At 60.7% G+C, this 24,939-nt stretch carries 25 protein-coding genes, 1 tRNA gene and 3 pseudogenes; 25 read left to right on the forward strand and 4 right to left on the reverse strand.

Annotation, left to right across the window (positions count from 1 at the left end; all coding sequences use genetic code 11):
- Nucleotides 1-15 precede the first annotated feature (15 nt).
- On the reverse strand, nucleotides 16-168 hold the full coding sequence (locus AC0V8S_RS21160) for a hypothetical protein (RefSeq protein ID WP_023764853.1): 153 nt from the start codon (nucleotides 166-168) through the stop codon (nucleotides 16-18).
- A 194-nt stretch (nucleotides 169-362) separates the two neighbouring features.
- Between AC0V8S_RS21160 and coaD the strand changes: the two genes are divergently transcribed.
- From coaD to tgt, 7 genes are all read left to right on the forward strand, one after another.
- Nucleotides 363-863 carry a pantetheine-phosphate adenylyltransferase gene (gene coaD, locus AC0V8S_RS21165; protein WP_183459898.1) on the forward strand — a complete coding sequence of 167 codons (501 nt, stop codon included), beginning with the start codon at nucleotides 363-365 and terminating at the stop codon, nucleotides 861-863.
- Nucleotides 864-972: 109 nt separating this feature from the next.
- Complete coding sequence (locus AC0V8S_RS21170; protein ID WP_244662023.1) at nucleotides 973-1,467, forward strand: peptidylprolyl isomerase; 495 nt, start codon at nucleotides 973-975, stop codon at nucleotides 1,465-1,467.
- Between the two features lie 28 nt (nucleotides 1,468-1,495).
- Nucleotides 1,496-2,008 (forward strand): peptidylprolyl isomerase, encoded by a 513-nt coding sequence (locus AC0V8S_RS21175; protein WP_056576829.1) that lies wholly within the window; start codon nucleotides 1,496-1,498, stop codon nucleotides 2,006-2,008.
- Between the two features lie 11 nt (nucleotides 2,009-2,019).
- On the forward strand, nucleotides 2,020-2,469 hold the full coding sequence (locus AC0V8S_RS21180) for a DMT family transporter (RefSeq protein ID WP_475433140.1): 450 nt from the start codon (nucleotides 2,020-2,022) through the stop codon (nucleotides 2,467-2,469).
- Nucleotides 2,469-3,557 (forward strand): tRNA preQ1(34) S-adenosylmethionine ribosyltransferase-isomerase QueA, encoded by a 1,089-nt coding sequence (gene queA / locus AC0V8S_RS21185; protein WP_475433142.1) that lies wholly within the window; start codon nucleotides 2,469-2,471, stop codon nucleotides 3,555-3,557. Before AC0V8S_RS21180 ends, queA begins: the two co-directional genes overlap by 1 nt.
- A complete protein-coding gene (locus tag AC0V8S_RS21190; protein ID WP_475433143.1) occupies nucleotides 3,547-3,816 on the forward strand; it encodes a hypothetical protein in 270 nt (89 codons plus the stop codon). The genes queA and AC0V8S_RS21190 overlap by 11 nt, the downstream gene beginning before the upstream one ends.
- The gene (gene tgt / locus AC0V8S_RS21195; protein ID WP_475433145.1) at nucleotides 3,809-4,948 is read left to right on the forward strand and encodes a tRNA guanosine(34) transglycosylase Tgt; all 1,140 of its coding nucleotides are present in this window, start codon (nucleotides 3,809-3,811) and stop codon (nucleotides 4,946-4,948) included. Before AC0V8S_RS21190 ends, tgt begins: the two co-directional genes overlap by 8 nt.
- On the opposite strand, the gene AC0V8S_RS21200 is transcribed toward tgt, so the two are convergent.
- Both AC0V8S_RS21200 and AC0V8S_RS21205 read right to left on the reverse strand, forming a co-directional pair.
- A complete protein-coding gene (locus AC0V8S_RS21200; protein ID WP_475433146.1) occupies nucleotides 4,945-5,856 on the reverse strand; it encodes a hypothetical protein in 912 nt (303 codons plus the stop codon). The genes tgt and AC0V8S_RS21200 overlap by 4 nt on opposite strands.
- A gap of 221 nt (nucleotides 5,857-6,077) precedes the next feature.
- Nucleotides 6,078-6,491, reverse strand: a complete 414-nt coding sequence (locus AC0V8S_RS21205) for a DUF4864 domain-containing protein (protein ID WP_183459884.1) — start codon at nucleotides 6,489-6,491, stop codon at nucleotides 6,078-6,080.
- 316 nt (nucleotides 6,492-6,807) lie between these two features.
- On the opposite strand from AC0V8S_RS21205, the pseudogene AC0V8S_RS21210 reads away from it, so the two are divergent.
- From AC0V8S_RS21210 to AC0V8S_RS21290, 17 genes and pseudogenes are all read left to right on the forward strand, one after another.
- Nucleotides 6,808-7,043 (forward strand): annotated as a pseudogene (locus AC0V8S_RS21210) (Lrp/AsnC ligand binding domain-containing protein).
- 170 nt (nucleotides 7,044-7,213) lie between these two features.
- Nucleotides 7,214-8,626 (forward strand): circularly permuted type 2 ATP-grasp protein, encoded by a 1,413-nt coding sequence (locus tag AC0V8S_RS21215; RefSeq protein ID WP_032933458.1) that lies wholly within the window; start codon nucleotides 7,214-7,216, stop codon nucleotides 8,624-8,626.
- A gap of 108 nt (nucleotides 8,627-8,734) precedes the next feature.
- Entirely contained in the window at nucleotides 8,735-9,043 is a 309-nt protein-coding gene (locus AC0V8S_RS21220; RefSeq protein WP_475438668.1) for a four helix bundle protein, read from the forward strand.
- A gap of 99 nt (nucleotides 9,044-9,142) precedes the next feature.
- Nucleotides 9,143-10,047 (forward strand): annotated as a pseudogene (locus tag AC0V8S_RS21225) (alpha-E domain-containing protein).
- Between the two features lie 7 nt (nucleotides 10,048-10,054).
- Nucleotides 10,055-10,846 (forward strand): transglutaminase family protein, encoded by a 792-nt coding sequence (locus tag AC0V8S_RS21230; RefSeq protein WP_095200109.1) that lies wholly within the window; start codon nucleotides 10,055-10,057, stop codon nucleotides 10,844-10,846.
- Nucleotides 10,847-10,877: 31 nt separating this feature from the next.
- Entirely contained in the window at nucleotides 10,878-11,609 is a 732-nt protein-coding gene (locus AC0V8S_RS21235; RefSeq protein WP_475433147.1) for a proteasome-type protease, read from the forward strand.
- 109 nt (nucleotides 11,610-11,718) lie between these two features.
- A pseudogene (locus AC0V8S_RS21240) lies at nucleotides 11,719-13,130 on the forward strand (pyridoxal phosphate-dependent decarboxylase family protein).
- 125 nt (nucleotides 13,131-13,255) lie between these two features.
- A complete protein-coding gene (locus AC0V8S_RS21245; protein WP_010909603.1) occupies nucleotides 13,256-14,023 on the forward strand; it encodes a DeoR/GlpR family DNA-binding transcription regulator in 768 nt (255 codons plus the stop codon).
- Between the two features lie 127 nt (nucleotides 14,024-14,150).
- Nucleotides 14,151-15,677, forward strand: a complete 1,527-nt coding sequence (gene glpD / locus AC0V8S_RS21250; RefSeq protein ID WP_475433149.1) for a glycerol-3-phosphate dehydrogenase — start codon at nucleotides 14,151-14,153, stop codon at nucleotides 15,675-15,677.
- 42 nt (nucleotides 15,678-15,719) lie between these two features.
- Complete coding sequence (locus AC0V8S_RS21255; RefSeq protein ID WP_183459878.1) at nucleotides 15,720-16,799, forward strand: ABC transporter ATP-binding protein; 1,080 nt, start codon at nucleotides 15,720-15,722, stop codon at nucleotides 16,797-16,799.
- A gap of 10 nt (nucleotides 16,800-16,809) precedes the next feature.
- Nucleotides 16,810-17,877 carry an ABC transporter ATP-binding protein gene (locus AC0V8S_RS21260; RefSeq protein ID WP_183459876.1) on the forward strand — a complete coding sequence of 356 codons (1,068 nt, stop codon included), beginning with the start codon at nucleotides 16,810-16,812 and terminating at the stop codon, nucleotides 17,875-17,877.
- Nucleotides 17,878-18,744: a carbohydrate ABC transporter permease gene (locus AC0V8S_RS21265; RefSeq protein ID WP_027044598.1), complete on the forward strand. Its 867-nt coding sequence runs from the start codon at nucleotides 17,878-17,880 to the stop codon at nucleotides 18,742-18,744.
- A 1-nt stretch (nucleotide 18,745) separates the two neighbouring features.
- A complete protein-coding gene (locus tag AC0V8S_RS21270) occupies nucleotides 18,746-19,666 on the forward strand; it encodes a carbohydrate ABC transporter permease (protein ID WP_183459872.1) in 921 nt (306 codons plus the stop codon).
- Between the two features lie 2 nt (nucleotides 19,667-19,668).
- Nucleotides 19,669-19,956 carry a DUF2160 domain-containing protein gene (locus AC0V8S_RS21275; protein ID WP_432421219.1) on the forward strand — a complete coding sequence of 96 codons (288 nt, stop codon included), beginning with the start codon at nucleotides 19,669-19,671 and terminating at the stop codon, nucleotides 19,954-19,956.
- 79 nt (nucleotides 19,957-20,035) lie between these two features.
- Complete coding sequence (locus AC0V8S_RS21280; RefSeq protein ID WP_095200117.1) at nucleotides 20,036-21,760, forward strand: ABC transporter substrate-binding protein; 1,725 nt, start codon at nucleotides 20,036-20,038, stop codon at nucleotides 21,758-21,760.
- Nucleotides 21,761-21,850: 90 nt separating this feature from the next.
- Nucleotides 21,851-23,344 carry a glycerol kinase GlpK gene (gene glpK, locus AC0V8S_RS21285; RefSeq protein WP_475433151.1) on the forward strand — a complete coding sequence of 498 codons (1,494 nt, stop codon included), beginning with the start codon at nucleotides 21,851-21,853 and terminating at the stop codon, nucleotides 23,342-23,344.
- Between the two features lie 33 nt (nucleotides 23,345-23,377).
- Nucleotides 23,378-23,887, forward strand: a complete 510-nt coding sequence (locus AC0V8S_RS21290) for a DUF6882 domain-containing protein (RefSeq protein ID WP_475438669.1) — start codon at nucleotides 23,378-23,380, stop codon at nucleotides 23,885-23,887.
- Nucleotides 23,888-23,980: 93 nt separating this feature from the next.
- On the opposite strand, the gene AC0V8S_RS21295 is transcribed toward AC0V8S_RS21290, so the two are convergent.
- Nucleotides 23,981-24,490, reverse strand: a complete 510-nt coding sequence (locus AC0V8S_RS21295; protein ID WP_475433152.1) for a BA14K family protein — start codon at nucleotides 24,488-24,490, stop codon at nucleotides 23,981-23,983.
- Nucleotides 24,491-24,794: 304 nt separating this feature from the next.
- On the opposite strand from AC0V8S_RS21295, the gene AC0V8S_RS21300 reads away from it, so the two are divergent.
- Nucleotides 24,795-24,870, forward strand: a tRNA-Lys gene (locus tag AC0V8S_RS21300).
- Nucleotides 24,871-24,939 lie beyond the last annotated feature (69 nt).

Here is a 24,939-nt window from a genome sequence, read left to right on the forward strand (position 1 = left end):
CAAGTCTGGACTGAGTTAGTAGTGACGATATGGCTTGCGCGGGCCGAAGCCTTCGAAGCGCTTGGTGGTTGCCTTGACGCGGACGCGTTGTGCCTCCTGATGCAGCCCAAATACGGTGGCGATCAGCATGGCGACGGTCATTGCGGTGGCGAGCATGTAGATCAGCATATGCGTGTTCTCCTGCGCCTTACAACGGATAGATGGGATTTTGGTTTCATCTTATTAAGGTGCAACCTAGTGAACGCTGCGTGAAGGCTTCGTGATCAGCGTGTTCATCTGTCGTTCATGCGCCGGAAAAGGTTCACGGCCTTCGCGCCGATCGGATTTGCCTTTGCGAGAGAGGCTCGCTAGAAGCACCTGCCATGACTGAACGCACCGCCCTTTACGCCGGCTCCTTCGACCCGCTGACCAACGGCCATCTCGACGTGCTGAAGGCGTCGCTGGCCGTGGCCGACATCGTCTATGCCGCGATCGGCATTCATCCGGGCAAGAAGCCGTTGTTCTCCTTCGAGGAGCGGGTGCAGTTGATCGAAGCCGCCACGAAAGCCGAATTCGGTCGCGATAGCGCCCGCATCAAGGTGGTCGCCTTCGACGGGCTGGTCATTGATGCTGCCAGGAGAGAGGGCGCTTCGATCATGATCCGTGGCTTGCGCGACGGCACCGATCTCGATTACGAAATGCAGATGGCCGGGATGAACGAGACCATGGCGCCCGAGTTGCAGACGGTTTTTCTGCCCGCCAGCCCGTCGGTACGCACCATTACCGCCACACTTGTGCGCCAGATAGCCTCGATGGGCGGCGACATCCGCCCCTTCGTGCCGGCGGCGGTCGCTGGCGCGCTCACCGCCAAATTCGCAAAATAAGTTCTCGGAGAAGACCATGCAGCTGAAAAAGCTTGCCTCGTTCCTCGTCGTGCTTGCCGGTCTCGTGACCGCGTCTGTCTCAGCCTATGCCGCCGATCCCGAAAACACCATGATCATCACGCTGAAGGACGGCGACGTCACCATCGCGCTTCGGCCCGATCTCGCGCCCAAGCATGTCGCGCAGATCAAGAAGCTGGTGCGTGACCATGCCTATGACAATGTCGCTTTCCATCGTGTCATCGACGGCTTCATGGCGCAGACCGGCGACGTCAAGTTCGGCAACATGAAGAAGGGCTTTAATGCCCAGGCCGTCGGCACCGGCGGTTCCGACCTGCCCGACCTGCCAGCCGAATTCTCGCAGACCGAGCACTACAAGCGCGGTGTGGTCGGCATGGCCCGTTCGCAGGACCCGAACTCCGCCAATTCGCAGTTCTTCATCATGTTCGCGCCGGCGCCGCCGCTCGATGGCCAGTACACCATCGTCGGCAATGTCGTCAGCGGCATGCAACTGGTGGACCACATCAAGAAAGGTGATGAGGCGGACAACGGTACGGTCTCCGACCCTGACCAGATGATCAAGGTGCGCATCGCCGCCGACAAGTAATTTCTGTTTTCTCAAAAGGATATCTGACATGGCTGAAATCAAGGACCGCGAGAACGCGCTCATCCTGGAAACGACCAAGGGCAAGGTCGTCATCGAACTTTTCCCCGACCTGGCGCCCGGCCATGTCGCCCGCATCAAGGAACTGGCCAGGGAAGGCGCCTATGATGGCGTCGTTTTCCACCGCGTCATCGACGGCTTCATGGCGCAGACCGGCGACGTGAAGTTCGGCAATTCGAACAAGCCGACCTTTGCGCCTTCCCGCGCCGGCATGGGCGGTTCCGACAAGCCCGACCTGAAGGCTGAATTCTCCAACGCCAACCATGGCCGCGGCACCTGCTCGATGGCGCGTGCGCAGAATCCGAACTCGGCCAATTCGCAGTTCTTCATCTGCTTCGACGATGCCGCCTTCCTCAACCGCCAGTACACGGTCTGGGGCCAGGTCATCGAAGGCATGGACAATGTCGACAAGATCAAGCGCGGCGAGCCGGTGGTCGATCCCGACAAGATCGTGTCGCTGAAGGTCGCGGCAGACGTCAAGTAAGGCGAAACGGCATGATGGGCGTCGTCTGGTCGCTTCTCGGCATCCTGTCCGGCGCTTTCATTGCCATCCAGGCCCCGATCAATTCGCAGCTGGCGCGCGGCCTGGGCCTCCCGGTCGCGGCGGCTGCGTTTTCGTTCCTGTCGGGCGCGATCGTGCTCGGCATCATCTCCGCCACGGTGGTGAAGCTGCAAGGCATTTCGCTCGACTGGAAGGCGCCGGCGCCCTGGCTGTTCGTCGCCGGCGGCATGCTCGGCGGCTTCTATGTCACGCTTTCGACTATCCTGACGCCGCGCATCGGTGCCGCCGCGCTGATGGCGTTCCTGGTGGCCGGCCAGCTGCTGGCCGGCATGCTCATCGACCGCGTCGGTTTCCTTGGCGTCGCGGTGCGCGAAATCTCGCTCGGCCGAGTCGCCGGCGCGGTGCTGCTCTTGGCCGGAGCACTGCTTATCCGGCTCTACTGATGCGTGTCGATCTCTTCGACTTCGACCTGCCTGAGGAGCGCATCGCGCTTCGCCCGGCGGAGCCGCGCGACAGTGCCAAAATGCTCGTGGTCAAGCCGGGCGAGGCGCTCGACGACCGCAAGGTTGGTGACCTGCCGTCCCTGCTCAGGGCCGGCGACGTGCTGGTGTTCAACGATACCAAGGTCATTCCGGCGCAGCTGAAAGGCATCAGGCGGCGCGGCGAAGCACAGGCGCAGGTCGAGGCCACACTGCATATGCGCGTTGCGCCGGATCGCTGGCTCGCCTTCATGCGGCCCGGCAAGCGCATTGCCGCCGGCGACCGCATCCATTTCGGCCATGACGGCAATTCCTGCTTCCTGGGCCAGCTCGACGCCACGGTGATCGAGAAGGGCGAAGGCGGCGAGGCGCTGCTTGGCTTTGACCTGTCGGGGCCGTTCCTCGACGAAGCGCTGCACGCCGTCGGCCATATTCCGCTGCCGCCCTACATCGCTTCAAAGCGCGACGACGACGAGCGCGACCGGGCCGATTACCAGACTATTTATGCAAGGGAGGAAGGCGCCGTTGCCGCGCCCACTGCCGGCCTGCATTTCACGCCGGAGCTGTTTGCGGCGCTCGACGCCAAGGGGGTCGAACGCCACTTCGTGACCTTGCATGTCGGCGCAGGCACGTTTCTGCCGGTCAAGGCCGACGACACCGCCGACCACAAGATGCATGCCGAGATCGGCTCGGTCAGCCGGGAAACAGCCGACACGCTGAACGCGGCCAGAGCGAGGGGTGGGCGCATCATCGCTGTCGGCACGACCTCGCTGCGGCTGCTGGAGAGCGCGGCGCGTGAAGACGGCACGGTGCCTGCGTGCTCAGGACCGACCGACATCTTCATCACGCCCGGCTACCGCTTTCGCACCGCCGACATGCTGATGACCAATTTCCATCTGCCACGCTCGACCCTGTTCATGCTGGTTTCGGCCTTCAGCGGTCTCGATACGATGCGTGCGGCCTATGCGCATGCCATTGCGAACCGCTACCGGTTCTATTCCTATGGAGACGCAAGCCTGCTTTATCGAGCGGAGACCAGCGATGGACGATGACCTGCAAACCCTTGATCGCGATGCCCTGATCGCCGAGGTGAAGAAACTGCGCGCCGGCATTCGCGCGCATCGCGACACGTCGGGCCATGATCTTTGCTGGCACCACCCCGATCTGTGGGACCTGCTGCCTGAGAAGACCGAGCCATCGATCGCCGTGCCGCCCTGGCCCAAATTCATGCGCGGTTGCATCCAATACCGGCAGTCGCTCGACAGACAGGTGCCGGATGCGCCGATCCACGACAAGGAATTCAATGGCTAAGCCGTTCAGCTTCAAGGTCCTCGCCACCGACGGCAAGGCGCGGCGTGGTCTGATCGACATGCCGCGCGGCGAGATCCGCACGCCCGCCTTCATGCCGGTTGGCACCGGCGGCACCGTCAAGACGATGTATATGGACCAGGTGCGCGGCGTCGGTGCCGACATTATCCTGGGCAACACCTACCACCTGATGCTGCGGCCCGGCGCCGAGCGCGTGGCGCGGCTTGGCGGCTTGCACGAATTCGCCCGCTGGCCGCATCCGATCCTGACCGACAGCGGCGGGTTTCAGGTGATGTCGCTGTCGAAGCTCAGGAAATTGACCGAAAAGGGCGTCACCTTCCGCTCGCATATCGACGGCGCGCCTTACGAGATGTCGCCGGAGCGTTCGATCGAAATCCAGGGCCTGCTCGATTCCGACATCCAGATGCAGCTTGACGAATGCACGGCGCTGCCGGCCGAGCTGAAGGAGATCGAACGCGCCATGGAGCTGTCGCTGCGCTGGGCCGAGCGCTGCAAGACGGCATTCGGCGACCAGCCGGGCAAGGCGATGTTCGGCATCGTGCAAGGCGGCGACAATGCGGCGTTGCGCGTGCGCTCGGCGCAGGCGCTGAGCGCGATGGAGTTGAAGGGCTATGCGGTTGGCGGCCTGGCCGTCGGCGAGCCGCAAGCGGTGATGCTCGAAATGCTCGACATCACCTGTCCGGAACTGCCTGCTGACAAGCCGCGCTATCTCATGGGCGTCGGCACACCGGACGATATCCTGAAATCGGTGGCGCGCGGCATCGACATGTTCGACTGCGTGATGCCGACGCGAGCCGGCCGGCACGGCCTTGCCTACACAAGGCGCGGCAAGGTCAATCTGCGCAATGCCCGCCATGCAGACGACCCGCGCCCGCTCGACGAGGAAAGCGACTGCCCGGCGGCGCGGGACTATTCGCGCGCCTATCTGCATCATCTGGTGCGCTCACAGGAGGCGCTAGGCGCCATGCTGCTGACCTGGAACAATCTTTTCTATTACCAGAAGCTGATGCAGGACATCCGCGCTGCGATCGAAGCCCAAACCTTCGAAGCCCGCGCGGCGGAGATTTCCGAGGGCTGGGCGAGAGGCGATATTCCGGCGGCAGTGCGGTCTTAATCACGTTTGTCTGGACTGTTTTTGGGGCGCAACTTTACCTGCTGATGCCAATCTTCAAAAGTCATCCACCCACGCCGCTCATTGAACCACTCAGTCTCAAGCCGATCTAATATCTTGGCGTTTTCCGGCTTGAGCATTTCAAAGCCATACCGGCGATTGGCCTCATCCAATAGCCCGCGCATTACACCGTTATTGCTACAATCCTCCGGAAGAGGAAACAGAGCCGCAATATGCGCCTTAATTCGACCGACAATTCCGGGGCCTAAGAAGCCGATGTTGTTGTATGCGTCGCAATAGTATGCCCAGAGATCTGGGTCATTGTTCCGTATATGCTCGAGCAAAATAATGGCCTGCTCTTCATTCCATTCGACTTCGCCATTAACAACTTGCCGATGTTTCTTTATGTGCGCCGACAGACTTTCCCTGCGCAAGAGTCGATTTTCAGGCTGCCACATGGAAAAGTGAAAAGTACGCGAATTGGCAAATCGAAAATCAACCACGCCGGCACGATAATGCTTCCGATGGAGGCCGGGAAACAATTCCTCAATGAATAGACAGATGCGATCGCTCATCGCACTCGAAATGAACCCATTGTTGCTCTCGGCATCAAGATAGGCCTGCCATTCCTCAGGATGGCGCTCCTTGTAGGATGTAATGATGAGGTTGATCTCCCCGGGAGTCCATTCCTTGATCCCCAAAATTCGACCTGGGAAGGTTTCGCGAACTTTGAAAGGAATTGATGCACCCTGTTCGATTTCGGGCGTCGCCTTCTTCATTTTTGGTGAATATCCACGGGTTACATAGTTGCGGCGAACAAATGAACGATGGTTCACCGCCCAGAACACGAGCATCAAAAGCGCCGTAAGCCAAACAGCGGAAAAAATCGCTTGAACGACGGCGAAATCCAATTCCCTCATGCAATTCACACAATAAGGTCGTTGCCGAGAACATCATCACCATAGCACATCCACATTCTGTGATCATGGTTCAAGTGAGTATTCCGCAATCCGCTAAAGCAATGAAGCGTATGCCGTCGAACGTGGTGACGGCTCCGCGAAGTGCTAACCGCACCGTCTGAAGCTTGATCCCTTCAAGACGTTCCGAACATCCACACGCCTTAAATGGAGTCTCAAGTACTCAGCGAATTCGACGCGCGCAGGCTGCAGCCGGTGATCTGGAAGGTGCCGTCGGGCTGCTGCTGCAGCGTGTAGACCGCCTCATAATCCTTGCCGTCGGGGCCGACGATCAGCACCTGCTGGATGATCGATCCTGGACCTGTCTGCTCGACCTTGCCAAAGGCATAGGACTGCGGCTTGCGCACCGGCGGGTAGCCATTGGTCACCATGTTCATGAAAGCGTCGACGGTCGGGAACACCTGCTTCACGTTGGGAGCGGCGAAGCTGTAGGCCTTGGCGCCGTCATCGGCCAGCAGCGCCTTCAACTGGCCATCGATGACAGCCTGGCCTGCCTTGATTTCGGCATCGCCGGCAAACGCCGAGAACGCCAGCATGACGAACGCGAATGCGAAAAAGGCGCGGCGCATGGCCTGTCTCCACTGTCCCTCTAAAGATGCCTCCGGAAAAAGCCAGGAGACATCCTAACATACGCGCGAGGGCGCTTCACGGTTTCAGCGTCCGCCAATATTCGTCCTCGCCGTGGCGGATTCCCTGTGCTTAAGCTTCCTTTAAGGTGGGGCGCTCGTCGGCGGCCGGCTGTTCAAGCGCGGCATGCCGGTTGTGGAGCTGCGCGAGGCCGTGGCCAGGGCCCGCGCCGGCTCAGCGCGCATTCCAGTGCTTGAAAGGCCGCCTCCAGTCTGCCAGAAGGGCCGCTTGGACTTGGACGTTTAGCGGGACGAAGCCATGAAGGCGTTTTTCGTGCAGATCAAATGCGAGTTGGGCAAATCCTACGAGGTTGCCAGCGCGCTTGCCGATGCCGAGATCGCCTCGGAGATCTACTCCACCGCCGGCAATTACGATCTGCTCGCCAAATTCTATGTCGATGACGAGGAAGACGTCGGCCATTTCGTCAACGAGAAGGTGCAGATTCTCCCGGCATCAAGGACACGTTCACGGTCGTCACCTTCCGCGCCTTCTAGCCGGGAAGGCATCTGCCCGGGCACGAGGCAAAGCCTGATCAAGGTCATATTTCAGCTGCCCAAACTTTAGGCAGCCGCAACATACTGATCGTCGCGATCTCCCAAATCACCGATTGCGCTTGATTTTCTGCGGCGACGCCAGTGAAATGGCGTCACAGGGGAGTATGCGATTGGCAGCGTTCGATGAAATGCTTCCGGAAGTCTCCGGATTGAGAAGACCGTATTCGGCTTATGACCGCTGGCTGAAGGAGCAGGATCCAGCCAGACTTACCGAGAAGATGCAGGACGCCGAACGCGTCTTCCGCAAGACCGGCATCACCTTCGCCGTCTATGGCGAGCAGGAGGCGTCCGAACGGCTGATCCCGTTCGATATCGTTCCTCGCATCATTTCAGGCAATGAGTGGCGGCGCCTGACGCAAGGCATCGAACAGCGCGTGCAGGCGCTGAACGCCTTCCTCGACGATATCTATCATCGCCAGGAAATCCTGCGCGCCGGCCGCGTCCCGAGGGACCTGATCGCCAAGAACGAGGCGTTCCTGCCTGAGATGATCGGGGTGCGGCCGCCAGCCGGCGTCTACACCCACATTATCGGCGTCGACATCGTGCGCATCAGCGAAGATGAGTTCTACGTGTTGGAGGACAATGCACGCACGCCGTCCGGCGTCTCCTACATGCTGGAGAACCGCGAGACGATGATGCAGCTGTTCCCCGAGCTGTTTCAGAAGATCAAGGTGCGGCCGGTCGAGAACTACCCGCAGCTGCTGCGCCAGTCGCTGGCGGCGGTTCGGCCGCAGAGCACCAAGGGCGCGCCGACCATCGCGGTGCTGACGCCCGGCAGTTTCAACTCCGCCTATTTCGAGCATGCCTTCCTTGCCGACCAGATGGGCGTGCAATTGGTCGAGGGCCAGGATCTGCGTGTCGTCGACGGCCATGTCGCGATGCGCACGACCGAAGGCTACAAGCAGATCGACGTGCTCTACCGCCGCGTCGACGATTCCTTCCTCGACCCGCTGACCTTCCGGCCGGATTCGGCGCTTGGCATACCCGGCATCATGGATGTCTACCGCGCCGGCAACATCACCATCGCCAACGCGCCGGGCACCGGCATCGCCGACGACAAGGCGATCTATTCCTACATGCCCGAGATCGTCGAATTCTACACCGGCCGCAAGGCCATCCTCGGCAACATCCCAACCTGGCGCTGTTCGGAGCCGGACAGCCTGAAATATGTGCTCGAACACATCCATGAACTGGTGATCAAGGAAGTGCACGGCTCCGGCGGCTACGGCATGCTGGTCGGCCCGGCGGCGACCAAGAAGGAATGCGAGGCCTTCGCCAAGAAGTTGGCGGCGAAGCCTTCCAACTACATAGCCCAACCGACACTGGCGCTGTCGACCTGCCCGATCCTGACCGACAAGGGCCTAGCGCCGCGCCACGTCGACCTCAGGCCTTATGTGTTGGTTTCGGACCGCATCCAGATCGTGCCCGGCGGCCTGACGCGCGTCGCGCTGAAGGAAGGCTCGCTGGTGGTCAATTCCTCGCAAGGCGGCGGCACCAAAGATACCTGGGTGCTGGATGATTGAAAGAGCGAATAGAGAGTAGCGAATAGCGAGTAGGGAAAGAGAGGGGATACGACGGCGATCAATTCCTACAGGGACCTGATTGTTTGGAAGGCGGCCCTAGGGTTGGCGGTGAATTGCTACTCGGCCACGAAAGGCTTTCCGAACAGCGAAGTATACGGAATGACCTCTCAGATACGACGCTCGGCTGCTTCCATTGCAGCAAATGTCGCTGAAGGTAACGGGCGAGAAAGTACAGGAGCCTTCATACAGTTTCTTCGTGTGGCGCAGGGCTCACTAAAAGAGTTGGAGACACATATCATCCTGTGTGGAGAGGTAGGATTGATGGTCGAAGCGGAGGTCGCCAACTTGATTGGCCAGGCCGACGATATTGGGAAAATGCTGCGTTCGATGATCAGGAGCCTGCAACAGAAGTCATGAAAAATTCTTTCCCCTACTCGCTACTCGCTATTCGCTATTCGCTCGACATCGGAGCAAGCTAATATGCTTTTAGGCCGCACCGCCAACGGGCTTTACTGGATGAACCGCTATATTGAGCGGGCTGAAAACATGGCGCGGCTGGTCGATGCGGGGCTGCGTATGGCGCTGACCCGCACCCAGAGTGCCTCGGAAGAGTGGAATTCGGTGCTGCTCAGCGCCGGCTCCGACGTCGCCTTCAAACAGAAATACCAGGACTATACGGCGGCTGATGTCGCCGATTTCTTGCTGCGCGACACGTCGAACCCGTCGAGCACGATGTCGTCGATCGAGACGGCGCGCAACAATGCCCGCATGGTGCGCACCGCGCTAACGCGCGAGACCTGGGAAAGCATCAACGAAGCCTGGATGTCGCTGAAGCGGATGCTGGCGAGGCCGATCGACGAGCGCGACCTGCCAAGCGTGCTCGATGCGATCAAGCGCGAAACGGCGCTGATCCGCGGTTCGTTCTACGGCACCATGCTGCGCAACGAGATCTTCGACTTTTCGCAGCTCGGCACCTATGTCGAGCGCGCCGACAACACGGCGCGCATCCTCGACGTGAAATATTACGTGCTGTTGCCGTCGATCTCCTGGGTCGGCTCGACCCTCGACAACTATCAGTGGGAATCGATCCTACGCTCGGTTTCGGCGCATCGCTCCTATCGTTGGGTCTATGATGCCGATTACAAACCCACCAATATCGCCGACTACCTGATCCTCAATGTGCGCATGCCGCGTTCGCTGACCTTCTGCTATCGCTTCCTGTCCGAGCACCTGAAATTCCTCAGCGACGATTACGGCGAACGTCATGCCTGCCACGCAACGGCGGAAAAACGCAAGCCATGCTGAGGGCCGGGTCAATCAAGGATATATTCGACGCGGGTCTGCACGAGTTCCTCGCCGGCTTCATTCGCGACAACACCAGGCTCGGCGACGAGATCGCGCAGGACTACAAGTTTTATTGAGGGCTCCATGCGACTCAAGATCACGCACCGGACCGAATATCGCTACGACGCACCGGTTCAATATCTGCTGCAGCGGCTACGGCTGCTGCCAGTGAGCGGGCAGACACAGACGGTGCTGTCCTGGGCGCTGAAGGTCGAAGGTGCGCGCGAAGAAGTGCGGTTTACCGATCACTACGGCAACGACACAAGACTGCTGAGCGTCGAGGGTGACCACGACTTCATCACGGTGGAGGCATCGGGCGAAGTGGTGACGCGCGACACAACAGGCGTTTGCGGGCCACATCAGGGCTTCGCGCCACTGTGGTTGTTCGCGCAGGAGACACAGCTGACCACCATAGGCAGCGGCATCCGTGATCTTGCCGAGGCGGTGGGCACGGGCACCGATATCGAAAGGCTGCACCGGCTGATGGCCATGATCGGCGAGCGTGTCGCCTATACGCCGGGCACCACCAATGCGACGACACCGGCCGAAGAGGCTCTGGCGTTGAAAACCGGGGTTTGCCAGGACCATAGCCATATCTTTGCCGCCGCTGCGCGCGCCATGGGATTTCCGTCGCGCTACATCAGCGGCTATCTGATGATGGATGCCGTCGAGCAGGCGGCAAGCCATGCCTGGGCTGAAGCGCATGTTCCGGGCCTCGGCTGGGTTGCCTTTGATCCCGCCAACGGTATTTCTCCCGACGAACGCTATGTGAAGGTGGCCACCGGCCGCGACTACCGCGATGCCTCTCCGGTGTCGGGAATTCGACTGGGACAGGCGGAAGAACGGCTTGCGGTCACCGTCACGGTAGAGCAGTAATCCCGCAAGGATTAGTGCCAGAAGAGATTCCATGACCTATTGCGTCGGCTTGAAGATCGATCGCGGGCTCGTGTTCATGTCGGACACGCGCACCAATGCCGGCATGGATTCGATATCGACCTTCAAGAAGATGCATGTCTGGGAACAGGCGGGTGAGCGCGTTATCGTCTTGATGTCGGCCGGCAATCTGGCGACGACGCAGGCCGTGGTCAGCCTGCTCGACGAACGCACCAAGGCGGTGACCGACCGCCACGAGAAGCTGCTCGAAACGCCATCCATGTACCAGACGGTGCGGCTGGTGGGCGATACGGTCAAAGAGGTGATCGCACAGGCATCCCCCGTCGGCGAGAAGGCCGATTCCTATTTCAACGCCTCCTTCATCCTGGGTGGGCAGATCAAGGGCAGTCCGCCGCGGCTGTTCATGATCTATCCCGAGGGCAATTTCATCGAATCGACCGACGACACGCCGTTCTTCCAGATCGGCGAGACCAAATACGGCAAGCCGATCATTATCCGCGCCTATGAGCGGACGATGAGCCTCGCCGAAACGGTGAAGCTGCTGCTGGTGTCGTTCGATTCGACGCTGAAATCGAACCTGTCGGTCGGCTTGCCGCTCGACCTGCTGTTCATGGAAAAGGATTCTTTTAAGGTCGGCCTGAAGAAGCGGATCGGCCAGGACGACCAGTACTACCGCACGATCTCCGATGGCTGGTCGAATGCGCTGAAGTCGGCTTTTGCCAGCCTGCCGGATTTCCCGGGGTAGGGCGCGGGCGGCAATCACCGGCCCTTGCATATATTTCACATGTTAATTACTGATGGATTTGAGAGCCAGGCGAAGCGTGCCGGCATTGCGATCGTGTCGGGAGGACAGGATGGACAACAACGAGTTCCGGCAGTGGTCGCAGCGTGCCGCCGACTGGGGCGCCGACTATCGCGACACTTTGCGCGAGCGGCCGGTGCGGCCGCTCGTTGAGCCCGGCGACATATTCAGGAGCATAGAAGCGTCGCCGCCGGAAGACGCCGAACCGATGGACAGGATCTTCGCCGACTTCGAAGAGAAGATCGTGCCAGGCATGACACATTGGCAGCATCCACGCTTCTTCGCCTATTTCCCGGCCAATGCGGCGCCGGTCTCCGTGGTGGCAGAGTATCTGGTCTCGGCAATGGCCGCGCAATGCATGCTTTGGCAAACGTCGCCGGCGGCGACCGAACTCGAGACGCGCACCGTCGACTGGATGCGGCAGGCGCTCGGCCTGCCTGACGGGTTTTCCGGCGTGATCCAGGATTCGGCATCATCGGCGACTCTCAATGCCGTCTTGACCATGCGCGAGCGGGCGCTGGACTGGCAAGGCAACAAAAGGGGCTGGCCGGGCAGGGGCAGTTGCGCATCTATTCCTCGGATCAGGTGCACACGTCCATCGACCGGGCGATCTGGGTGTCGGGCATCGGCGAGGATAATCTCGTGCGCATTCCGGTCTCCGGCCGCTTTCGCGCGATGAACACCGCTGCCCTGGAAGCAGCCATCGTGGCCGACCGGCAAGCCGGCCTGCTGCCGGCGGGCATCATCGCTTGCGTCGGCGGCACCAGCACGGGCGGCACGGATGACATCGCGGCGGTCGCCGCGGTCGCCAGGCGGTACGGCCTCTACCTTCATGTCGATGCGGCCTGGGCCGGATCGGCAATGATCTGCCCGGAGTACCGGCATTTCTGGACCGGTGTCGAAGGTGCCGATTCGATCGTCTTCAATCCGCACAAATGGCTTGGCGCACAGTTCGACTGCTCGATCCAGTTCCTGCGCGATCCCGAAAGCCATGTCCGGACGCTGGCCATCAAGCCGGACTATCTGAAAACCCACGGTCATGACGGCATCATCAACTATTCGGAATGGTCAGTGCCGCTCGGCCGGCGTTTTCGCGCCCTAAAGCTGTGGTTCCTGTTGCGGGCTCATGGGCTGGAAAACCTGCGGGCGATGATCCGCAACCATGTGGCGTGGAGCGAGCGCCTTGCCGCGCGCCTGGCCGGGGAGACCGATTTCGAGATCGTCAGCGAACCGATGCTGTCGCTGTTTTCGTTCCGGCACAGGGCGGCCTCAAGCGCCGATGCGGACGCGCACAATCTGCGACTGGTCAATGCGATCAACGACGATGGCCGCATCTACCTGACGCAGACGAGGGTCGATGGGCAGGTGGCAATCCGCTTCCAGGTCGGCCAGTTCGAAGCGACCGCAAGCGATGTCGATGGAGCTTTTGCCGTCATCACTGAAATCGCACGCGGCATGGTCTGACAGGCCAATATCGGATTGCGCAAGAGTTTGCCTTTGCAATCAGGCGATTTCGTTAGCCGGCTTATGCCTTTTCATTGCTTTCGTTTTCGGCTATAGACAAGAAAAACGAAAACGGGAGGCCGCCCATGTATCTGTCGCCACGCCATGCCGAGATCATCCAGATGGCCAAGGATCATGGCCGCGTGCTGGTCGACGACCTCGCCACGCATTTCAACGTGACGCCGCAGACCATTCGCAAGGACCTCAACGATCTCTGCGACCAGCGGTTGCTTTCGCGCATCCATGGCGGTGCATTGTTCCCGTCCGGTATCGAGAACATGGAGTATGAGGCCAGGCGCAAGATCGCCGCGGACGAGAAGGAAGCGATCGGCCGCGCGGCGGCCAGGTTGATCCCCGACAACGCCTCGCTATTCATCAACATCGGCACCACGACGGAAGCGGTCAGCAAGGCGTTGCTCGACCATAACGGCCTGATGGTGATCACCAATAATATCAATGTTGCCAACAGGATGCGCATTTATCCTTCGATAGAGGTGGTGATCGCCGGCGGAGTGGTTCGCGGTTCGGATGGCGGCGTCGTCGGTGAAGCGGCGGTCGACTTCATCAGGCAGTTCAAGGTCGACTACGCCGTTATCGGCGCCTCGGCCATCGATCATGACGGCGCCTTGCTCGACTTCGATTTTCGCGAGGTGAAGGTGGCGCAGGCGATCATCGCCAATGCCAGGCATGTGATTCTGGTCTCCGACCAGACCAAGTTCGAGCGCACGGCGCCGGTGCGCATCGGCCATCTGTCGCAGGTCAATACCTTCATCACCGACCGCTGCGATATTCCGTCGGTGCGCAAGATCTGCCAGGAGGCAGAGGTTCAGCTGATCGAGACGTCGCTTGGGTAGGGCGCTTTTACGATCATCTCACGGGCTCGTGATATTTCGTTTGACATTCGTTATGAGTTCGAAATAATTCCACCACGGTTTCGCAAAAGACCAAAAATGGTGCAATGCGAAATCGTGGAGGAGCTAAGTGGACACGTCTTCAGTCCGGGACATTTTCGTCATAGGTGGCGGTATCAACGGTTGCGGCATCGCCCGCGATGCCGTCGGGCGCGGGTTTTCGGTTTTTCTTGCGGAGATGAACGATCTCGCCAGCGGAACCTCCTCCGGTTCGACCAAGCTCATCCATGGCGGCCTGCGCTATCTCGAATTCTACGAGTTCCGTCTGGTGCGCGAGGCGCTGATGGAGCGCGAGGTTCTGTGGAAGAACGCGCCGCACATCATCTGGCCGATGCGCTTCGTGCTGCCCTATGCCAAGGGCCTGCGCCCGGCCTGGCTGATCCGGCTCGGCCTGTTCCTGTACGACCATATTGGCGGGCGCAAATTGCTGCCGGCGACCAGGACGCTCGACATGGCAAGCGATCCCGCCGGCAAGCCTTTGAAGCCATTGTTCAAAAAGGCGTTCGAATATTCCGACGGCTGGGTCAACGATGCGCGGCTGGTGGCGCTCAACGCACGCGATGCCGCCGACCGGGGTGCAACGATCCGCACCCGCACGAAGGTGATCGGCGCACGCCGCGAAAACGGCCTCTGGACAATCAAGATCGAGAACCTGCGGAGCGGCGAGACCGAAGAGGTCAAGGCGCGGCTGCTGGTCAATGCGGCCGGGCCGTGGGTCGATCATGTGCTTTCCGGCGTCGTTGGCCTCAACGATGTGCACAATGTCCGCCTGGTGCAGGGTAGCCATATCGTCATCGGCAAGAAGTTCGACGATCCGCGCGCCTATTTCTTCCAGAACAAGGATGGCCGCATCATTTTCGCCATTCCCTATGAGGACGAGTTCACGCTGATCGGCACCACCGACCAGGATTACCCCGGCGATCCGCACGATGTGAAGATCAGCGACACCGAGATCGATTATCTCTGCGCCGCGGCCAGCGAGTATTTCGCCCAACCCGTCAAGCGCTCCGACATCGTCTGGACCTATTCGGCCGTTCGCCCGCTCTATGATGACGGCGCCTCCAAGGCGCAGGAAGCGACGCGCGACTATGTGCTGAAGGCCGATGGCGGCGAGGGTGCTGCCCCAATCGTCAATGCCTTCGGCGGCAAGATCACCACCTATCGCCGGCTGTCGGAATCGATGCTGGAGAAGATTGAAGGCTTTCTCGGCAAGCGCGGCAAGCCGTGGACATCGGATGCGCCGCTGCCGGGGGGCGATTTCCCGGCCACCGGTTTCGACGCGCAGGTGGCGAAGCTAAAGACGGCATATCCGTTCCTCGATGCGCGCCTCGCCCGCCGGCTGACCCGGCTTTACGGGACGCGCGCCCAGGTCTTGCTCGGCCTTGCCAAGTCGAATGCCGAGCTCGGCCGCAATTTCGGTGGCGATCTCTACGAGGCCGAAGTGCGCTATCTCGTTGAAAATGAATGGGCTGTCACATCAGAGGATGTGCTGTGGCGCCGCACCAAGCGCGGCCTGCATCTCAGCCGCGAGCAGGTCTCGGCACTTGATGAATTCATGCACGGCATAAGCCGGCGGCATGTCGCGGCCGCCGAATGAAGAGGGTCTTGAGCTGATGCGGAAAGCCTGGGAGGAGGCGTCATGCTGGAACTGAGGAACGTCACCAAGACGGTCGGTGCGGTCGCGCACATTCGCGACGTGTCGCTGACGCTTCAGCATGGCTCGCTCAACGTTCTGCTTGGGCCGACGCTTTCTGGCAAGACCAGCCTGATGCGGCTGATGGCCGGCCTCGATGTGCCGACCTCCGGCTCGGTCTGGTTCGACGGCCAGAACGTTACCGGCACGCCGGTGCAAAAGCGCAAGATCGCCATGGTCTACCAGCAGTTCATCAACTATCCGGCGATGACCGTCTATGAGAACATCGCTTCGCCGCTCAGGGTCGCCGGCGTCGAGCAGGCCAAGATCGACAGTCAGGTGCGTGAAGCCGCGGCACTGCTCAAGCTGACACCCTATCTCGACCGCACGCCGCTCAGCCTGTCGGGCGGCCAGCAGCAGCGCACCGCGCTGGCGCGCGCGATCGTCAAGAATGCCAGTCTGGTGCTGCTCGACGAGCCGCTGGCCAATCTCGACTATAAATTGCGCGAGGAATTGCGGGCCGAACTGCCGAGGATCTTTGCCGCCGCTGGCACCATCTTCGTCTATGCCACCACTGAGCCGCACGAAGCGCTGCTGCTCGGCGGCAACACGGCAACGCTGTCGGAAGGCCGTATCACCCAGTTCGGGCCGACCATCGATGTGTTCCGCAAGCCGGTCGATCTGGTGACGGCCAGGACCTTCGCCGATCCGCCGCTCAATACCATCGTGCTGGCCAAGAAGGGCGCCGACTTCCTGCTCGAAGGCGGGGTGAAGCTGCCGGTGCCGCCCGAACTCGTCGGCATTGCCGACGGCAACTACACGATCGGCTTCCAGCCGCATCATCTGTCGCTCGACCGGCCCAACGCCTTGGCTGTGCCGGTGCGGGCCAAGGTGACCATCACCGAGATCACCGGATCGGAAAGCTTCATCCATCTCGACTTCGCCGATGTGCGCTGGGTGATGCTGACCCACGGCATCCGCGATTTCGAAACCGACGAAGTGGTCGAGGTGTTCATCGATCCGCGGCACATCATGGTCTTCGACGAGCACGGCCGCGCCGTGACCGCGCCGAAGCTGGCGGCTTGAGGAGGGCGATATGGCGCGTATCGACGTCAACCATGTCAGGCATTCCTATCTGCCGAACCCGCAGAAGGATGCCGATTTCGCGCTGCGGGAAGTGCACCACACGTTCGAGGATGGCGGCGCCTATGCGCTGCTCGGGCCGTCCGGCTGCGGCAAGACCACGCTGCTCAACATCATTTCGGGACTGCTGCACCCCTCGCACGGCCAGTTGCTGTTCAACGGCAGGGACATCACCAACCTGTCGACGCAGGAACGCAACATCGCGCAGGTGTTCCAGTTCCCGGTCATCTACGACACCATGACCGTCTACGACAATCTGGCCTTCCCGCTGCGCAACCGCGGCGTGCCGGAGGCCGATGTCGACCGCAAGGTGCGCGAGACGCTGGAGATGATCGACCTGGCGTCCTGGGCCAGGAAGAAGGCGAGGGGCCTGACCGCCGACCAGAAACAGAAGATATCGCTCGGCCGCGGGCTGGTGCGCTCGGACGTCAACGCCATCCTGTTCGACGAGCCGCTGACCGTCATCGACCCGCATATGAAGTGGGTGCTGCGTTCGCAGCTGAAGCAGCTTCATCGCCGCTTCGGCTACACCATGGTCTATGTCACCCACGACCAGACCGAAGCGCTCACCTTCGCCGATCAGGTCGTCGTCATGTATGACGGCGGCATCGTCCAGATCGGCACGCCGGCGGAACTGTTCGAGCGGCCGCGCCACACCTTCGTCGGCTATTTTATCGGCTCACCCGGCATGAATGTCATGCCGGTGGCGATCGACGGCAAGACGGCGACGCTCGGCTCGCAGCGAATCGAATTGCCGGGCGCGCCCAAAGCCGGCAGCGGCACCGTCGAACTCGGCATTCGTCCCGAATATGTGCGGCTCGGCCGCGACGGCATGGCCGTTTCGATCAGCAAGGTCGAGGATGTCGGCCGCCACAAGGTGGTGCGGGCCAGACTGGAGGGCCGCGAGATCGCGGCCATCATCGGCGAGGACGAGACGGTTCCAGCAGAACCGAAGGTGCGGTTCGATCCAGCCGGCATCAACATCTATGCCAATTCCTGGCGTGTCGAGATGGGGGCATAGATGGACAAGACCTGGAACAACAAGGCCTGGTTCCTCGTGCTGCCGGTGCTGGTACTGGTGGCCTTCACTGCCGTCATCCCGCTGATGACGGTCGTCAACTATTCGGTGCAGGACACGTTCGGCAACAATGTCTTCACCTGGGCCGGCACCGAATGGTTCGAGGAACTGCTGTCGTCCAGCCGCTTCTGGGAAGCGATGGTCCGCAACCTGATCTTTTCCTTCATCATCCTGGCGATCGAGGTGCCGCTCGGCATCTTCATCGCGCTCAACATGCCGAAGAAGGGTTGGGGCGTGCCGGTCTGCCTGGTGCTGATGTCACTGCCGCTGCTGATCCCGTGGAACGTCGTCGGCACCATCTGGCAGGTGTTCGGACGCAACGACATCGGCCTGCTGGGTTATTACCTCAACGCGATCGGCATCGACTACAATTACGTGCAGGATCCGTTCGATGCCTGGGTGACGATCATCGTCATGGACGTCTGGCACTGGACCAGCCTCGTCGTGCTGCTCTGCTACGCCGGGCTGGTCTCGATCCCCGATGCCTTCTACCAGGCGGCCAAGATCGACGGTGCCTCGCGTTGGGCGGTGTTTCGCTACATCCAGCTGCCGAAGATGCAGCGCGTGCTTTTGATCGCCGTGCTGCTGCGCTTCATGGATAGTTTCATGATCTACACCGAACCCTTCGTCGTCACCGGCGGCGGTCCGGGCAACTCGACGACATTCCTGTCGATCGACCTCGTCAAGACGGCGCTCGGCCAGTTCGACCTTGGCCCGGCTGCCGCCATGTCGCTGGTCTACTTCCTCATCATCCTGTTGTTGTCATGGGTGTTCTACACCGTGATGACCAATTACGACGCGGAGCGCTGAGATGGCTGGCGCCAATGAACGAACCGAGCGCAATGCGATGAACGGGTCCGCCGCCGCGGAAGGCCTGGCCAGTTCGCTGTCGCAGAGCGACCTCGACAAGCGCATGCGCCGGCGCGGCGAGGAATCGCGCTGGTGGTGGATCGTGCCGACGCTCTACATCATTGTCCTTCTGCTGCCGATCTACTGGCTCATCAATATGAGCTTCAAGACCAATGCGGAGATCGTCAACTCGCTGACGCTCTACCCGCATGCGCCGACGCTGGCCAACTACTATACGATCTTCACCGAGAAGGTCTGGTACTCAGGCTATATCAATTCGATCACCTATGTCGTGATGAACATGGTGATTTCGGTGTCGGTGGCGCTGCCGGCGGCTTACGCCTTCTCGCGCTACCGCTTCCTTGGCGACAAGCATCTATTCTTCTGGCTGCTGACCAACCGCATGGCGCCGCCAGCGGTGTTCGCGCTGCCGTTCTTCCAGCTCTACTCGGCCTTCGGCCTGATCGACACGCACATAGCGGTGGCGCTCGCCCACTGCCTGTTCAACGTGCCGTTGGCAGTGTGGATCCTCGAAGGCTTCATGTCGGGCGTGCCGAAGGAGATCGACGAAACCGCCTATATCGACGGCTATTCGTTCCCGCGCTTCTTCGTCAAGATCTTCATGCCGCTGATCGCCAGCGGCATCGGCGTCGCCTGCTTCTTCTGCTTCATGTTCTCGTGGGTCGAGCTGTTGATCGCCCGCACGCTGACCACGACCGACGCCAAGCCGATCGCCGCCACCATGACCCGAACGGTTTCGGCGTCGGGCATGGATTGGGGACTTCTCGCCGCTGCCGGCGTCTTGACGCTGATCCCCGGCGCGCTCGTCATCTGGTTCGTGCGCAACTACATCGCCAAGGGCTTCGCCCTAGGGAGGGTATGATCATGAACTTCGACTTCTCCTGGATGGCATGGACCTGGCCGACGGCCGCTTTTTTTGGCGTCATCGCCCTGCTGCTGGTCGGCATGGGCGCCTGGGAATACGCCTCGCCGGGCGGCAATCCGCGCGTCGGCCTGCTGCGCTTCGAGACGACGCGCGGCGACCGCCTGTTCCTGTCGCTGCTCGGCAGCGCCTTTATCCATCTCGCTTGGCTGGGTCTTGTCGGACCGAGCCTCTGGTGGGCTCTCGCTCTCTCCGTGGTCTACGCCATCGGCGTGTTCCGTTACGTATAGAGGGGGAAACTGTTGGAGCGGCAGCGTGCCGGCCGCCGCTCCAGATCGCACTTGAAACCTGAAACAGTGGAGGAAACACATGCGACGGCAATTTTTAACATCAACAACGGCCCTTGTCCTGTTGCTCGGCGTAGGCAATGCCTATGCCGGGATGGATGAGGCAAAAGCCTTTCTGGACAAGGAGATAGGCGGTGTGTCGACGCTTTCCCGTGCCGACCAGGAAAAGCAGATGCAGTGGTTTATCGACGCGGCCAAGCCCTTCGCCGGCATGGACATCAAGGTGGTCTCGGAAACCCTGACGACCCACAAGTATGAGTCAGAGGTGCTGGCACCGGCCTTCACCGCCATCACCGGCATCAAGGTCACGCATGACGTCATCCAGGAAGGCGACGTCGTCGAAAAGATCCAGACCCAGATGCAGACCGGCCAGAACATCTATGACGGCTGGGTCAACGATTCGGATCTGATCGGCACTCACTGGCGCTACCAGCAGGTGCGCAACCTGACCGACTGGATGGCGGGCGAAGGCAAGGATGTTACCGATCCGATGCTCGACGTCGACGACTTCATCGGCACCAAGTTCACCACCGCGCCGGACAAGAAGCTCTACCAGCTGCCCGACCAGCAGTTCGCGAACCTCTACTGGTTCCGTTACGACTGGTTCAACGATGAGAAGAACAAGGCCGACTTCAAGGCCAAGTACGGCTACGATCTCGGCGTGCCGGTCAACTGGTCGGCCTATGAGGACATTGCCGAATTCTTCACCGGCCGCGACGTCAACGGCAAGAAGGTCTATGGCCACATGGACTACGGCAAGAAGGATCCGTCGCTCGGCTGGCGGTTCACCGACGCCTGGCTGTCGATGGCCGGCAATGGCGACAAGGGCCTGCCGAACGGTGTGCCGGTCGATGAATGGGGTATCAAGGTCGATGCGAATTCGCGGCCTGTCGGCTCGTGCACCGCGCGCGGCGGCGACACCAATGGACCAGCATCGGTCTACGCCATCCAGAAGTATCTTGATTGGCTGAAAGCCTATGCGCCGCCGGAAGCCCAGGGCATGACCTTCTCCGAATCCGGCCCCGTGCCGTCGCAAGGCAATGTTGCCCAGCAGATCTTCTGGTACACCGCGTTCACCGCCGACATGGTCAAGCCCGGCCTGCCGGTCATGAACGACGACGGCACGCCGAAGTGGCGCATGGCGCCGTCGCCGCACGGCTCATACTGGAAGGACGGCATGAAGCTCGGCTATCAGGACGTCGGTTCCTGGACGCTGATGAAGTCGACGCCGACCGACCGCGCCAAGGCCGCGTGGCTTTATGCACAGTTCGTCACCTCGAAGACCGTCGACGTGAAGAAGAGCCAGGTTGGCCTGACCTTCATTCGCGACTCCACCATCCATGACAAGAGCTTTACCGAACGTGCGCCGAAGCTCGGCGGTCTGATCGAGTTCTATCGCTCGCCGGCCCGTGTGCAGTGGACGCCGACCGGTACAAACGTGCCGGACTATCCGAAGCTGGCGCAGCTCTGGTGGCAGAACATCGGTGACGCATCCTCGGGTGCCAAGACACCGCAGGAAGCCATGGATTCGCTCTGCGCCGATCAGGAAAAAGTCATGGCCCGTATCGAGAAATCCGGTGTCCAGGGCGACATCGGACCGAAGATGGCCGAAGAGCATGACCTTGCCTACTGGAACGCCGACGCGGTCAAGGGCGGCAATCTGGCGCCTCAGCTGAAGCTCGAGAAGGAGAAGGACAAGCCGATCACCATCAACTATGACGAGCTGGTGAAGAGCTGGCAGAAGTAACTGTCTATGCGGGCGTTCGCGCCCGTGTGAAACTGGGGGAGGCGGCGCGTTGCCGTCTCCCTTCTTTGTATCGAGGCGGAGGACGTTGGGATGAACGGTTTTGTGCTGGCAATCGACCAGGGAACGACGTCGACCCGGGCGATCCTGTTCCACGGCCAGATGAAAGTCGTCGGCAGCGGCCAGCAGGAATTCACCCAGCACTATCCGGCCTCCGGCTGGGTCGAGCACGATCCGGAAGAGATCTGGGCAAGCGTCGTGACGACCGTGAAGGCTGCGCTGAGAAAGGGAGGCTGTGAAGCATCCGAAGTGGCGGCGATCGGCATCACCAACCAGCGCGAAACCGTCGTCATCTGGGAAAAGGCGACGGGCAAGCCGATCCACAACGCCATCGTCTGGCAGGACCGCCGTACCGCGCCGCTCTGCCAGAAACTGAAGAAGCAGGGGCTGGAGAAGACATTCACGCGCAAGACCGGCTTGCTGCTCGATCCCTATTTTTCGGGCACCAAGATCGCCTGGATGCTCGACAAGGTGAAGGGCGCCAGGAAACGCGCCGAGAAAGGCGAATTGCTGGCCGGCACCATCGACAGTTTTCTGATCTGGCGGCTGACCGGCGGCAAGGTCCACGCCACCGATGCCACCAATGCCTCGCGCACGTTGGTCTACAACATTGCGGAAAATGCCTGGGACGACGAGCTTTTGGCCATTCTCGACATCCCGGCAAAAATGTTGCCTGAGGTCAAAGACTGCGCCGATGATTATGGAGCGACCGAGAAAAATCTGTTTGGCGCCGAGATTAAAATCCTCGGCGTTGCTGGCGACCAGCATGCCGCCACCATCGGCCAGGCCTGCTTTGAGCCCGGCATGATGAAATCCACCTATGGCACCGGCTGTTTCGCGCTGCTCAACACCGGAAGCGACTTGGTCCGGTCGAAGAACCGGCTTTTGACCACCATAGCCTATCGGCTGAACGGCAAGACAACCTATGCGCTGGAAGGCTCGATCTTCATCGCAGGGGCTGCCGTGCAATGGCTGCGCGATGGCATCAAGGTGATAGGCAAGGCCGAGCATAGCGGGCAACTGGCTGCCGAGGCCGACCCGACGCAGAACGTCTATCTGGTGCCGGCCTTTGTCGGTCTCGGCGCCCCGCATTGGGATGCAGAGGCACGGGGCGCGATTTTTGGGCTAACCCGCAATTCCGGACCGGCCGAATTTGCCCGCGCCGCCCTGGAAGCAGTCGCCTATCAAACCCGCGATCTGCTCGACGCCATGCGCAAGGACTGGAAGGGCACCTCGGCCAAGACGGTTCTCAGGGTCGACGGCGGCATGGTGGCATCGGACTGGACCATGCAGCGGCTGGCCGACATTCTCGATGCGCCAGTTGATCGCCCGACCATCCTCGAGACGACCGCGCTGGGTGCGGCCTGGCTCGCCGGCTCGAAAGCGGGGGTTTGGCCGAAGGCGAGGGAGTTCGCCAAGAGCTGGGCGCTCGAGCGGCGGTTCAAGCCGGAGATGGATATCGCCACGCGATCCGCCAAACTCGCAGGCTGGCGTGATGCTGTGCGCAGGACGCTGAGCGTGCCATAACGGTCACCACAGAACGAGCTGAAGGTGGCGGACATGCAGCCAGACTGGTATCCTGCTTGGCGCGACGAGGCTTTTGAACAGCTAACCGCCAAGAATGCCATTTTGGAGAAGGAGTTCCGCCTCGGTCACTGGCCGCGCTATGACTACGACCTGACGACCGGCAGGCTCCTGTATTCGGACAATGGTACCGTCAAGGTCGTTGCCGAGATTCAGATTGCTGGTTCGACGAGCGCGTCGCCGAGAAGTTCGCCAGGCAAGTTTGAATTCGACCAGGCCCAGAGCCAATTGCCAGCTTTCGCAAAGCGGGTTCGTTCCTTCGGCGAGGAGAACGATATCGCCGAACTTCAGCAAGCCTATGTGACCGACGCGAAAGATGATCTGGAAGCATTGGGCTGGGAATTGACGGCAGCGATGGTGCGAGTCTGCGACGCACTCGGCGCCTACCGTTCGCCGCGCGGCGAAGGGGGCGGCCTTTACCTGATTCTCAAAAGCGCAAGTTGGGCCAGCCGACAGGAGCTTCATTTCCGCCGATCGAGATGGTGAAAGTCCCACGGAAAAGGCCCGCGCCGTTTCCGACGCGGGTCCTATACTCACACTTGTACTCGTACTTACCAGCTACGGTTACTCAACCTTGGATCAGTAAGGCGAACGGCACTCCTGCCGCGGACCGTAATTCGGCTGGAAGGTGTTGTCCGAAGAACGGTAGCTGCGATAACGGTCGTAGCACCACTGGACATGCGAGTTGCCTTCGTAGACGCGATTGTTCTCGCTGTTGATGATCGCACCGGTGATCAGCGCACCAGTCGCGAACGCTGCCAGCGGGAACCAATAGTCGCCGTGGCGGCGATAGCCGCGATGATAGTCGCGATAGCCGCGATGGCCGTTCCAGTAGCCGCCGCCATCATTGTTGCGGGCGAAGCTACGATTGCCGTTGAAATTGCGGTTGCCGAAATTGCGATTGCCATTGAAATAACGATTGCCACGACGCCACTGGGATGGATAGCGGGTCTCTCCGACATTCAGGATATCTGACGAAGTCCCTGATGCTTGGGGCACTAACATCTGAGCAGCATTGGCCGGCATGGCCGCTGCAGCGAATGAAACTGACAAAGTGGTCGCCAGTATACCCGATACGATATTGTTCACTGTCTTCTCCTTCGAAAGGGTGATTGACGTCCCTTGTGGCGAAACAACGGGCGATGTAGGGGAAGGTTCCGCGCCAAATCCCAAGTTGCTGATTTGTAATATTTCTCCGGCCTGTCACCGGTGTCGAGGGGAGGCAGTGCCATTGCTTCGCGAGGAGCGTAGCGCTCGTGACCGAAGCGGGCAGGCAGGCATGGTGGCAGTGCTTGAAAAGTATGGCCTGTGCACGCGCTTTTTCCGGTTGACCGGTCGAGGCACTCTCCCTATGTTCCGCGCAATTTCGAGGGCCGCCTTTTCGCGCCCGCGGGAGCGCGTAGCTCAGCCGGTAGAGCAACTGACTTTTAATCAGTAGGTCATGGGTTCGAATCCCATCGCGCTCACCAACAAATTCAACGACTTAGCACCAAATCCGGCGATTTTTCATGTGCCATGATCGTTTACCGGAATTACCA

This window comes from Mesorhizobium oxytropidicola (assembly GCF_056174625.1).

What these genes read in the sequence shown, in the direction of transcription:
- AC0V8S_RS21190 (WP_475433143.1), top strand. Translation starts at nt 3,547, where the DNA reads ATGGACGATGACCTGCAAACCCTTGATCGCGATGCCCTGATCGCCGAG.
- AC0V8S_RS21270 (WP_183459872.1), top strand. Translation starts at nt 18,746, where the DNA reads ATGGCTGGCGCCAATGAACGAACCGAGCGCAATGCGATGAACGGGTCC.
- AC0V8S_RS21260 (WP_183459876.1), top strand. Translation starts at nt 16,810, where the DNA reads ATGGCGCGTATCGACGTCAACCATGTCAGGCATTCCTATCTGCCGAAC.
- AC0V8S_RS21175 (WP_056576829.1), top strand. Translation starts at nt 1,496, where the DNA reads ATGGCTGAAATCAAGGACCGCGAGAACGCGCTCATCCTGGAAACGACC.
- AC0V8S_RS21290 (WP_475438669.1), top strand. Translation starts at nt 23,378, where the DNA reads ATGCAGCCAGACTGGTATCCTGCTTGGCGCGACGAGGCTTTTGAACAG.
- AC0V8S_RS21280 (WP_095200117.1), top strand. Translation starts at nt 20,036, where the DNA reads ATGCGACGGCAATTTTTAACATCAACAACGGCCCTTGTCCTGTTGCTC.
- tgt (WP_475433145.1), top strand. Translation starts at nt 3,809, where the DNA reads ATGGCTAAGCCGTTCAGCTTCAAGGTCCTCGCCACCGACGGCAAGGCG.
- AC0V8S_RS21235 (WP_475433147.1), top strand. Translation starts at nt 10,878, where the DNA reads ATGACCTATTGCGTCGGCTTGAAGATCGATCGCGGGCTCGTGTTCATG.
- glpK (WP_475433151.1), top strand. Translation starts at nt 21,851, where the DNA reads ATGAACGGTTTTGTGCTGGCAATCGACCAGGGAACGACGTCGACCCGG.
- AC0V8S_RS21170 (WP_244662023.1), top strand. Translation starts at nt 973, where the DNA reads ATGATCATCACGCTGAAGGACGGCGACGTCACCATCGCGCTTCGGCCC.
- AC0V8S_RS21275 (WP_432421219.1), top strand. Translation starts at nt 19,669, where the DNA reads ATGAACTTCGACTTCTCCTGGATGGCATGGACCTGGCCGACGGCCGCT.
- AC0V8S_RS21230 (WP_095200109.1), top strand. Translation starts at nt 10,055, where the DNA reads ATGCGACTCAAGATCACGCACCGGACCGAATATCGCTACGACGCACCG.
- AC0V8S_RS21160 (WP_023764853.1), bottom strand. Translation starts at nt 168, where the DNA reads ATGCTGATCTACATGCTCGCCACCGCAATGACCGTCGCCATGCTGATC.
- coaD (WP_183459898.1), top strand. Translation starts at nt 363, where the DNA reads ATGACTGAACGCACCGCCCTTTACGCCGGCTCCTTCGACCCGCTGACC.
- AC0V8S_RS21255 (WP_183459878.1), top strand. Translation starts at nt 15,720, where the DNA reads ATGCTGGAACTGAGGAACGTCACCAAGACGGTCGGTGCGGTCGCGCAC.
- AC0V8S_RS21180 (WP_475433140.1), top strand. Translation starts at nt 2,020, where the DNA reads ATGATGGGCGTCGTCTGGTCGCTTCTCGGCATCCTGTCCGGCGCTTTC.
- AC0V8S_RS21245 (WP_010909603.1), top strand. Translation starts at nt 13,256, where the DNA reads ATGTATCTGTCGCCACGCCATGCCGAGATCATCCAGATGGCCAAGGAT.
- AC0V8S_RS21205 (WP_183459884.1), bottom strand. Translation starts at nt 6,491, where the DNA reads ATGCGCCGCGCCTTTTTCGCATTCGCGTTCGTCATGCTGGCGTTCTCG.
- queA (WP_475433142.1), top strand. Translation starts at nt 2,469, where the DNA reads ATGCGTGTCGATCTCTTCGACTTCGACCTGCCTGAGGAGCGCATCGCG.
- AC0V8S_RS21265 (WP_027044598.1), top strand. Translation starts at nt 17,878, where the DNA reads ATGGACAAGACCTGGAACAACAAGGCCTGGTTCCTCGTGCTGCCGGTG.